Below are 10,582 nucleotides of genomic sequence, written 5' to 3'. Positions count from 1 at the left end.
CTTATATATAAACTTAAAAAAAACTTTCAAACTATACAAAATTAATTAGGTTTCGAATCTTATGCTTTTACAAGTGTAGCAAGAATTGTAGCGTGCAACTTGTTGCACGAAATCGTGAATGCCCGAAAGGGTTAAATAACGTTCCGTGCGTGATTCGGTCGTGCCTCAAGATGCACGCTACGAGGGGTAAATAATCCTCCTATATGTTGAATTTTGGTTGTCAGCCTTGTTCATTATATAGCGAGGATTTTTTTCTGTTCATCGCTTAAGCTATTTGTCTCCATACGCATAGCGTATGGTTTTTATAGCCTGACTTTGCCTGGCTATAATCAAAGGCCGTCTGAAAATTCAGACGGCTTTTATATAACGAAGTGCGGTTAAATTTTTAGGTATTTTTTGTGAATTATCTTAAGAACTCAACCGCTTATTTTTAAAACTTCACTGTTTCACCATCTTCTGGAATTGCTACATTTTCAAGCTTGTTTGCTTGGACAAATTGGCGTAAATCCTTACGGTAAACAGACATATGGTTTACCGCATCCATGTGCACTGTGATAAGTTTTGTATTCGGTAGCATGTTACGAGCATGAGCAACATCTTGTAACCCCATAATAATGCCGTCATTCGGAAAAGCTAAGGTACGCGCATCACCGGTGTTCATAATCATTACATCAGGTTTATAACGATTAATGGCTTTGTTTACTTCGGCAGTCCAAACTGTGTCACCAACCAAGTACACCGTTGGATGACCTTTCGCTTGGAATGTTACTCCCATCGCCTCATCTAAAATCTCAGCTAATTGTGGTACAGCGTACATTTCCGTTGTGCCGTGAGAACCGCCGGTTTTATTTAAAATAATACCTTCGAACTCCACCGGTTTTTCTAGCGATAAACTGGTTATGTTAGTAAAACCTTGCGCTTTGAGTAAGTCGCCATCCCGTTCATGTTGCACAAAAATTTTGATGGATTTAGGTAAAATTTTTTGTGCAACCTCATCCCAATGATCTTCATGTGTATGAGTTAAAATAATGGCATCAACATCTTTAAAAGTATCTTCTGCTTTCATCGGCAATTCCACAAGTGGATTACGCAAATGGCTATTTAATGTCCCTTCAAAACCTGCATAACGTCCTTTTTCAGCAAGCATCGGATCAATTAAAAAAGTTTTCCCTGCGTAGTTCAGGCGACCAGTGGCATTGCGGATATGTTGGTAGCTATCAGTGTTTTTAGAGGCAAGATCTACGGCGAAAGTATTTGCGCTAATAGCCAATGCTGTAGTGCTAATTAAGGTTTTTAAGTTCATTGTTTTTCCTTTTCTATACGTTATTGAATGAATAAACATATTATAGTGAGAACAAGATTGCGTAAAAATGAATAAAAAATCAATAAACGTAATAATCGGGTCATTTTTGTGTTATGCTCATATCAAAGTAGGAGAATAAAATGAATACACCCACAGTTGCTTTGATTGTGTATGAACAAATGATGCCCATTCATTTTGCGATGGCATATTCCGTTTTTTCTATGTCGGATTTAAACGGCAAGCCGTTATTTGACTGTAAAATCGTTAGCGATTCGAACAACCTGACAAACTCGCTATTTCACATACATTTAGATGGTGGTTTAGAATGGTTAGAGAATGCCGATATTGTTGTGATGACTGGATGGCATAATACTCAAGTGATGCCGTCTGAGGCTTTATTAACAGCGTTACGGCAAGCGTATCAACGTGGTGCGACAGTGGTGGGTTTATGTTATGGCGCCTATGTGTTAGCGTGCAGTGGCCTACTTAACGGCAAAAAAGCAACCACTCATTGGCTGGGAGATAGTGATTTTACGAATCGTTTTCCGCAGGTGAAATGGGATCTAAATCCTATTTATTTGGAACAAGATCGACTGATTACCTCCGCAGGAACGGCAGCTTCCATGGATTGTTGCCTTTCTATTGTCCGTAAATTATATGGTGTGAAAATTGCCAATCATATTGCCCGAATACTGGTTATCCCCCCTCATCGTGAAGGCGGACAAGCACAATTTATCGAACGTCCTATTTCTCGTTCCACACCTAATGATAATATCAATGCATTGCTTGCTTATTTAAATGAAAATCTGACCGCACTTCATTCGACTGATAGTCTTGCAGAACGTTTGTCAATGAGCCGTAGCACTTTCACCCGACATTTTCGCAAAGCAACCGGAATGTCATTAAATCAATGGTTAATTGAAGCAAGGCTACAGCGCGCAAGAGAACTTTTGGAAAGCACAGATTTATCTATTACTGATATTGCAGAACAAAGTGGATTTCATAGCGATACCGCCTTGCGTCAGCACTTCTTGAAGAAACATAAGATTTCACCGAATCGCTGGCGTAAGCAGTTTCAAATTGAGGATGTTTAGATCTTTTTATTTTAAAGTGCGGTCAGATTTTCAGAAATCATGAATGCCCGAAAGAGTCAAATAACGTTCCGTGCATAATTTGGTCGTGCATCAAGATGCACGCTACGAACGAAATAAAAAAGGTGAGCAAAAATGCTCACCTTCTAAACTAATATTTAGTAATTATCCGAATACTTTTTCCAAGTGTGCTTGGTAGTCTGCTAAGTATTGTTCTACTTGTGGATTTTTAATCACGTCGTTACATAAGAATGTTGGCAGACGGGTCAAGCCAATGAACTCGTTGAGTTTGTGGAAGTGCATGTATAACGCATCTACGCCTTTTCCTTCGAAGAAATCGCCTTCGCGAGTGAAGGCTTCAATCGGGGCATTCCAAGTAAGTGAGAGCATGTGTTTTTTGCCTTGCAACAAACCACCTGTGCCGTAGCCTTCGGTTGGATTGACACGATGACGGCCGTCACTGTGGTAAAGCTTGCCGTGCCCACCAGTTAATACTTCGTCTATGTATTTTTTCACTGTCCAAGGTTCGTGCATCCACCAACCCGGCATCTGCCAAATCACGGCATCCATCCAAACAAATTTTTCGACTTCGGCTTCAACATCATAGCCGGCATCAATCACAGTTTCTTTTACATTGTGTCCAAGTGCGGTCAAAACTTCTTTCGCTTTTTTGTGAAGCGTATGGTTCAACTCACCATGCGAATGACCAAACTCTTTTCCACCGTCTAGTAATAAAATATTCATCTTTTTGCTCCTAAATAAATAATTCAAAAAATGGGGCTGCAATTATGCCTTTTTACTCTATATTTTAAAAGTGCCTTTGCTTACCAGGCTATTTTCAGACCATAAGGGGAAATTTCTTGTACGCCATCGATTACAACTAATCGGTAGCATCAGCATTCACTATTCTTCTTCAACAAACAAAACCGACATTTTTTCATGATTTTCTCCTTGTTATTTGATGAAGCAAATAATGATTAAGCAATAAACCACGCTTTATGAACAACATTTTTTCCTAATAGGAAATGACATGAAAAGTGCGGTCAAATTTTTAGGAGATTTTTTAAGTCATACAAAAATAAAATATAAAAACATAAAAAAGTTTTAACCATACTAGAAACTTTTTAAGATTAATCCTATACTTTCCATTATAAATGGAGGAGATATGAAAAAAGACCTGATTTACCGCCAACGCTATCTTGACACCGTTCGCCCGTTCATCAGCAAACAACTGATTAAAGTATTTACAGGACAACGCCGTGTGGGCAAAAGCTATCTACTGTTCCAAATCATGCAGGAAATCCGTTCAGCTGACGAACACGCACCGATTATCTACATCAATAAAGAAGACTTAGCGTTTTCTCATTTGAAAACGGCTCAAGAGTTGGCTGATTTTGTGTTAAGCGAAAAAAAACACGGTCAAAAAAACTATGTTTTTATTGATGAAATTCAAGAGATTGCCAATTTTGAAAGCGCACTGCGTTCACTGCTACTGGATGACGAACTGGATTTATATTGCACCGGCAGCAACGCACATCTGCTTTCACGCGATATTGCCGGCGCATTGAGTGGGCGCGCAGTGGAAATCCACGTCCATTCCCTTTCTTACCCTGAGTTTCTACAATTCATGCGCCTTGAAGACAGCGATAAAGCCATGGCGCAATTCTTAAAATATGGCGGTTTGCCTTATTTGAAAGACCTGCCGTTGCAAGATAACATCATCTTTGAATACCTGCGCAACATCTATTCCACCATCGCCATCCGTGACATCATGAACCGTTATTCCTTGAGAAATCCGCAATTTTTAGAACAACTGACACTATTTCTCGCCGACAATATCGGCAATTTGTTCTCCGCTAAAAAAATTGCCGACTTTCTTAAATCGCAAAAAATTGCCACATCAGTAACACAGGTGCAAAACTACGCCGACTACCTCGCCAACGCCTTTCTCATCCACAAAGTGCCACGCTATGACATTGCCGGGAAACGGATTTTCGAAATCGGTGAAAAATACTATTTTGAAGACTTGGGGCTACGCAACGCCCTCATCGGCTATCGCGTGCAAGATCGTGGCAAACTACTTGAAAACACCATATTCAACCATCTACAAATTGCCGGTTTCGACGTCAAAATCGGCGGATTGAACAACCAAGAAATCGATTTTGTCGCTGAGAAAAATGGCGAACGAATTTACGTTCAAGCAACTCTCACCATCAACGAAGAAAAAACCTTAGAACGCGAATTCGGCAACCTGCTGAAAATTGGGGATAACTACCCCAAATATGTGGTCACCCTAGATGAATTTGACGGCAACACATTTGAAGGCGTGCGATGTTTGAGTTTGAGGGGATTTATTGGGGAGATACTGGAAACGCCTTTAAGTCATTTGTAGTGTCATAGATCACAAAAAGTGCGGTCAATTTTTCGAATATTTGGGGATTTTAAACCCTATCCGGTTCGCCTTTATGCGAGTCGCTAATATTACAATCCTTTAAGATGCTATCCCCTGAAAAACACTAAAAAATCCCACCGCACTTTGCTATAATACGCGGCATTCATTTCATTCAAAACAAGAGAAGAATATGGCGGATTTCCCTTCCATTCGTGACCTTAACGAGCAAAATCTCAACGAAATTTTACAGCTTTCACAACATCATCCTTTGGTGATCACGTTTTATGCGCCAAACCATGCAGATTCTGTGGCGTTTGTGAAAACCTTGGAAAATTATGCCAACCAATACCAAGGGCAATTTGTGTTAGCCAAAGTGAATTGTGAGAAAGAACAAATGGTGGCGGCGCAGTTTCGTATTCAAGCCTTGCCGACCACTTATTTATTTAGAGACGGGCAAGCGTTGGATGCCTTTCAAGGTGCGTTGGATAACACCACCTTGCAACAGCGTTTGAGTGTGATTTTGCCGAAAGAGGAAGAAATTAAATTTAATCAGGCATTGGATTTGCTTGCGGTGGAAAATTATGCGCAGGCATTGCCGTTGTTGAAAGAAGCGTGGGAGTTGTCTGATCAGAAAAACAGTGAGATCGCACTACTCTATGCGGAAACCTATATCGCGATGAAAAACACTGAGCCTGCGCAACAGATTTTGAACAAGATCCCATTGCAAGATCGCGACAGTCGCTGGCAAGGATTACAAGCGCAAATTGACTTGTTGATTAAAGCCGCCGATACGCCGGAAATACAACAATTACAGGAAGAATTTGCAAAACAGCCAACCCATGATCTTGCGTTGAAATTGGCCTTGCAATTACACCAAGCCAATCGCAACGAAGAAGCCTTGGAGTTGTTATTCACTATTTTACGTCAAGATTTAGGCGCGGAAGACGGCAAAATCAAGCAGGAATTTTTATCCATTTTAGCCGCCATCGGCAACAACGATCCGGTAACCAATAAATACCGCCGATTGCTCTATTCGTTGTTGTACTGATGGGAAATCTTCTATAATACCGCCCACAAATTTCAAGTTGATAAGGATTGATTATGTCAGATATTAAACACGCGCAATTACTCATTTTAGGTTCCGGCCCTGCCGGTTACACGGCTGCCATTTATGCGGCACGCGCTAATTTGAAACCGGTACTCGTCACAGGGTTACAACAAGGTGGACAACTCACTACCACCAGTGAAATTGAAAACTGGCCGGGTGATTTCGGTGAAACGACCGGCCCTGAATTAATGCAAAGAATGTTGCAACACGCAGAAAAATTCGAGACCGAGATTGTCTTCGATCATATTAACCGCGTAGATTTATCTTCTCGCCCGTTCAAATTATACGGCGATGCACAAACCTTTAGCTGCGATGCGTTAATTATCGCCACCGGTGCCTCTGCCCGTTATTTAGGTTTGCCTTCCGAAGAAAACTTCAAAGGCCGTGGCGTTTCCGCTTGCGCCACTTGTGACGGTTTCTTCTATCGCAACAAACCGGTTGCCGTCATCGGTGGCGGTAACACCGCCGTGGAAGAAGCACTCTATTTAGCCAACATTGCTTCTGAGGTGCATTTGATCCACCGTCGCGATAGTTTCCGCGCAGAAAAAATTCTCATCGACCGCTTATACAAAAAAGTGGAAGAAGGCAAAATCGTGCTGCATACTAACCGCACTTTAGATGAAGTGTTGGGCGACAACATGGGTGTGACCGGCGTACGTTTGAAAGACGTGCAATCCGAAGCAACGGAAGAGGTCGCATTAGACGGCGTCTTCGTGGCTATCGGTCATGCGCCGAATACGGAAATCTTCCAAGGTCAATTGGAATTAAATAACGGGTATATCGTGGTGAAATCCGGTTTAAACGGCAATGCGACCGCCACATCCGTGGAAGGCGTTTTTGCCGCAGGCGATGTGATGGATCACAACTATCGTCAAGCCATTACCTCTGCCGGCACCGGCTGCATGGCAGCATTAGATGCCGAGCGTTATTTGGATGCGCAAAAAGCATAACTGTTCGGTAGGTGCACCAAGACAACACATTATGCAATATAAGGTGGGCAATAACGTCCACCTTCCGTTTTTCTGTTTCTGATAAAACATAACTTATGGATAAATCTCGTCAAAAATATTTGCAACAATGGCTTCGCACACAGCAAAAGCCGATTAAAAAATATTTGAATCTCAATATTTTGCTCGCCACCTTCTCCTCAGTGATTTTAGTAGGGCAGACTTATCTCTTAGCCTCTTTGCTGCATAAGCTCATTATTCTGGGCGAACCGGTCACCGGCTTAGCGCCTTACTTTATCGGCTTAGTCGTCGGCTTTGCACTACGTGCGCTGATTTTGTGGATCCGAGAAAAAATCGGCTTCAAGTGCGGTCAATTATTACGGAATATTATTCGTCAGCAAATTTTGGATAAAATCCATCAAGTTGGCCCTGCAACGATTAACAATAAACCGGCCGGCAGCTGGGCAACCATCATGTTGGAACAAGTAGAGAACTTGCATAATTTCTACGCCCGCTATTTACCGCAACAAGCGCTTTCCGCCATTGTGCCGATGATTATTCTGATTGCCGTATTCCCGTTGAACTGGGCAGCCGGTTTGATTTTAATGGGCACCGCACCGCTGATTCCTATCTTTATGATTTTGGTGGGCAAAGCGGCAGCAGACAGCAGCCAAAAGAACATGGATACCCTTGCGCGTTTAAGCGGTCAATTCCTCGATCGTCTGCGCGGTTTGGAAACCTTGCGTTTATTCGACCGCACTTCCGAACAAACCCGCCATATTGAAAACAGCACGCAAGATTTCCGCGAAACCACCATGGATGTCTTGAAAATGGCATTCCTCTCCTCTGCCGTGTTAGAGTTTTTTACCTCGATTTCTATTGCATTAATGGCAGTGTATTTCGGTTTCAGCTATTTAGGGCAAGTGGAATTCGGCAGTTACGGCACGCCGATTACACTCTTTATCGGTTTCTTCTGCCTCATTCTTGCACCGGAGTTTTACCAACCCTTGCGCGACCTCGGTACTTATTATCATGACCGTGCAGCCGGTATTGGTGCGGCAGATGCCATTGTAGATTTCTTGGAAGAAGATTATTTAATCGCCCAAGGCGACAGCAAAGCGGCATTTGAAAGCCAAAGTGCGGTAGAAATTTCAGGTGAAAATGTGGTGGTCTTGTCGCCACAAGGCAAACCGCTGACAGAAGCGCTGAATTTCCATATTCCGGCACACAGCCACATTGCGATTGTGGGGCAAAGCGGTGCCGGAAAAACCTCGCTGATCAATGCCATTTTGGGCTTTTTACCTTATGAAGGCAGCCTGAAAATCAACGGGCAAGAATTGCGCAATGTCGATTTAGCCCAATGGCGCAAACACATTGCCTGGGTCGGACAAAACCCATTGTTGTTGCAAGGCACGATCAAAGAGAATTTATTATTGGGCGACATTCAAGCTTCCGCACAAGAAATCGATCAGGCGTTGGCATTAGCACAAGCGAAAGAATTTACCGACCGTCTCGGCTTAGAGGCAGAAATTAAAGAAGGTGGCATTGGCGTGTCCGTCGGGCAAGCACAACGTTTGGCCGTTGCACGTGCGCTACTGCGCAAAGGCAATTTGTTGTTATTAGATGAACCGACTGCCAGCCTTGATGCGCAATCGGAAAATCAGGTATTACAAGCCTTGCAACACATCAGTCGCCAACAAACAACCGTGATGATCACTCACCGCATTGAAGATCTGAAACAATGCGACACCATTTTGGTGATGCGTCACGGACAAATTATTCAGCAGGGGCATTTTGACCAACTGCAACATCAAGGTTTCTTCGCCGAATTATTGGCACAACGACAACAGGATATTAACTAATGCGTGCTTTATTGCCTTTTATTCGTTTATTTAAATTTGCCAAACTGCCATTAATTTTCGGTGGTTTGTTAATGATCCTAGGGCTTGCCTCCAGCATCGGGTTGCTTACCCTTTCCGGTTGGTTCTTGGCAGCGACCGCCATTGCCGGTTTAGGTTCGCTGTTTAACTTTTTCTATCCCTCTGCCAGCGTACGCGGTTTAGCGATCGGGCGCACTGTGGCGCGTTATTTTGAAAAAGTCGTCACCCACGATGCCACTTTCCGCGTGTTAGCCAAATTACGCGTGCAAGTGTTTAGCAAAATTATTCCGTTAAGCCCTGGCGTGCTCAATCGCTATCGTAACAGTGATTTATTAAACCGATTGGTTGCTGACGTGGATACCTTGGACGGACTTTATCTTCGCCTGATTGCACCGTTTATCAGCGCCATTGTGGTGATTACCTTGATTACCCTTGGATTAAGTTTTGTTCATGTGCCACTCGCACTGTTCCTTGGTCTCACGTTACTGACATTATTATTGGTGATTCCAACCATTTTTTACCATCTAGGCAACAAATTCGGCGCAAAATTAACCCAATCCCGCGCCCTATACCGCACGCAATTTGTGGAATTTATTCAGGCTCAAGCAGAATTATTGTTATTTAACGGGGAAGAAAAACTAAAAGGGAAATTGAGCCAAACAGAACAACAATGGCAAGACTATCAACAACAGGAAGCGAATTTATCAGGATTTTCCACCGCACTTTTGTTGTTCGCCAACGGCTTGGTGTTATGTATTGTGATGTGGTTTGCCGCACAAGTGGATTTGGGCAGCGATGAATACCGTGCTGCATTAATTGGCTTGTTTGCCTTTGCCGCCCTCGCCTCCTTTGAAATTTTAATGCCGATCGGCGCCGCATTTTTGCACATCGGGCAAATGGTGGCATCGGCTGAACGGGTGACGGATATTATCGAACAGCAACCACTGGTGGATTTTTCCGGCACGCAACTTGTTGAAAGCCAAACTCAAGCGCCATTATTGCAAATTAATCACGTTCATTTCACTTATCCGCAACGCGATAACCCGGCATTAGTGGACTTAAATCTCTCTATTGAAGCCGGTGAAAAACTCGCCATTTTAGGGAAAACCGGCAGCGGCAAATCGACACTACTTCAATTATTGGTACGCAATTATGATGCCAACCAAGGAGAAATCTTATTCGCCGGCAATCGCATTCAAACCTATCGCGAAAGCAGTTTACGCCAACAATTTTGTTTCTTAACACAACGCGTGCACATATTTAGTGATACGTTGCGTAACAACTTACAACTTGCCAACCATGCAACGTTGAGCGATGAAAGAATGGTTGCCGTGCTACAACAAGTGGGCTTGGAAAAATTGGTGAATCAAGAACAAGGATTAGATTTATGGCTAGGAGACGGCGGTCGTCCGTTATCGGGCGGTGAACAACGTCGTTTAGGCTTAGCGCGTGTGTTATTAAATGATGCGCCTATTTTACTCTTAGATGAACCGACAGAAGGTTTGGATCGCGAAACCGAACGCAATATTCTGCAAGCGATTTTAGCTCACAGTGTCGGTAAAACCTTGATTATGGTGACACACCGTTTAACCGCCATTGAGCAGTTTGATCAACTTGTGGTGATCGATAACAGTCGATTAATTGAACAAGGTTCGTACAGCGAATTGATCAATAAAGAAAATGGCTTTTTCAAACAACTGACACAACGTATTTAAAAGGAAAGGCTGGAAAGGTGGAAACCTTTCCGGCTTAGTCTCGGCACACGAAAATTCTGACTCTGGCTGCTTTCTTCCGAACCTGACCTGGTAAACCAGACTTCATTGCGAGGGACCGAAAAGGTTTCCATTGAATTAACCGCAAG

General features: G+C 43.0%; 8 protein-coding genes and 1 other RNA gene. 6 read left to right on the top strand and 3 right to left on the bottom strand.

Features of this window, described 5'->3' with window-relative positions; genetic code table 11:
- Positions 1–430 precede the first annotated feature (430 nt).
- Entirely contained in the window at positions 431–1,303 is an 873-nt protein-coding gene (locus tag QZ106_RS02190) for an MBL fold metallo-hydrolase (protein ID WP_049371216.1), read from the bottom strand.
- Positions 1,304–1,443: 140 nt separating this feature from the next.
- On the opposite strand from QZ106_RS02190, the gene QZ106_RS02185 reads away from it, so the two are divergent.
- Positions 1,444–2,397, top strand: coding sequence for a GlxA family transcriptional regulator (locus QZ106_RS02185; protein ID WP_295973677.1), 954 nt, complete (start codon positions 1,444–1,446; stop codon positions 2,395–2,397).
- 162 nt (positions 2,398–2,559) lie between these two features.
- On the opposite strand, the gene QZ106_RS02180 is transcribed toward QZ106_RS02185, so the two are convergent.
- Positions 2,560–3,138 carry an NAD(P)H-dependent oxidoreductase gene (locus QZ106_RS02180; RefSeq protein ID WP_295973675.1) on the bottom strand — a complete coding sequence of 193 codons (579 nt, stop codon included), beginning with the start codon at positions 3,136–3,138 and terminating at the stop codon, positions 2,560–2,562.
- 421 nt (positions 3,139–3,559) lie between these two features.
- Here QZ106_RS02180 and QZ106_RS02175 point away from each other — a divergent pair, with 421 nt between their 5' ends.
- From QZ106_RS02175 to cydC, 5 genes are all read left to right on the top strand, one after another.
- Positions 3,560–4,786 (top strand): ATP-binding protein, encoded by a 1,227-nt coding sequence (locus QZ106_RS02175; RefSeq protein ID WP_295973672.1) that lies wholly within the window; start codon positions 3,560–3,562, stop codon positions 4,784–4,786.
- Positions 4,787–4,976: 190 nt separating this feature from the next.
- Complete coding sequence (locus tag QZ106_RS02170; RefSeq protein WP_295973669.1) at positions 4,977–5,834, top strand: co-chaperone YbbN; 858 nt, start codon at positions 4,977–4,979, stop codon at positions 5,832–5,834.
- Positions 5,835–5,887: 53 nt separating this feature from the next.
- Positions 5,888–6,844, top strand: a complete 957-nt coding sequence (gene trxB, locus QZ106_RS02165; RefSeq protein ID WP_295973666.1) for a thioredoxin-disulfide reductase — start codon at positions 5,888–5,890, stop codon at positions 6,842–6,844.
- A gap of 95 nt (positions 6,845–6,939) precedes the next feature.
- Positions 6,940–8,703, top strand: coding sequence for a cysteine/glutathione ABC transporter permease/ATP-binding protein CydD (gene cydD, locus QZ106_RS02160; RefSeq protein ID WP_295973663.1), 1,764 nt, complete (start codon positions 6,940–6,942; stop codon positions 8,701–8,703).
- Positions 8,703–10,436, top strand: a complete 1,734-nt coding sequence (cydC, locus tag QZ106_RS02155) for a cysteine/glutathione ABC transporter ATP-binding protein/permease CydC (protein WP_295973660.1) — start codon at positions 8,703–8,705, stop codon at positions 10,434–10,436. The genes cydD and cydC overlap by 1 nt, the downstream gene beginning before the upstream one ends.
- Before the next feature lie 23 nt (positions 10,437–10,459).
- On the opposite strand, the gene ffs is transcribed toward cydC, so the two are convergent.
- An RNA gene (gene ffs / locus QZ106_RS02150) (signal recognition particle sRNA small type) lies at positions 10,460–10,558 on the bottom strand.
- Between the last annotated feature and the right edge of the window lie 24 nt (positions 10,559–10,582).

Origin of the sequence: uncultured Aggregatibacter sp. (genome assembly GCF_901873365.1) — a bacterium.
Classification (GTDB): domain Bacteria; phylum Pseudomonadota; class Gammaproteobacteria; order Enterobacterales; family Pasteurellaceae; genus Aggregatibacter.
This window is presented reverse-complemented; position numbering and strand designations above follow the sequence as displayed.

Coding starts and splice junctions, on each gene's coding strand:
- QZ106_RS02190 (WP_049371216.1), bottom strand. CDS start 1,303: ATGAACTTAAAAACCTTAATTAGCACTACAGCATTGGCTATTAGCGCA.
- QZ106_RS02175 (WP_295973672.1), top strand. CDS start 3,560: ATGAAAAAAGACCTGATTTACCGCCAACGCTATCTTGACACCGTTCGC.
- cydC (WP_295973660.1), top strand. CDS start 8,703: ATGCGTGCTTTATTGCCTTTTATTCGTTTATTTAAATTTGCCAAACTG.
- cydD (WP_295973663.1), top strand. CDS start 6,940: ATGGATAAATCTCGTCAAAAATATTTGCAACAATGGCTTCGCACACAG.
- trxB (WP_295973666.1), top strand. CDS start 5,888: ATGTCAGATATTAAACACGCGCAATTACTCATTTTAGGTTCCGGCCCT.
- QZ106_RS02170 (WP_295973669.1), top strand. CDS start 4,977: ATGGCGGATTTCCCTTCCATTCGTGACCTTAACGAGCAAAATCTCAAC.
- QZ106_RS02180 (WP_295973675.1), bottom strand. CDS start 3,138: ATGAATATTTTATTACTAGACGGTGGAAAAGAGTTTGGTCATTCGCAT.
- QZ106_RS02185 (WP_295973677.1), top strand. CDS start 1,444: ATGAATACACCCACAGTTGCTTTGATTGTGTATGAACAAATGATGCCC.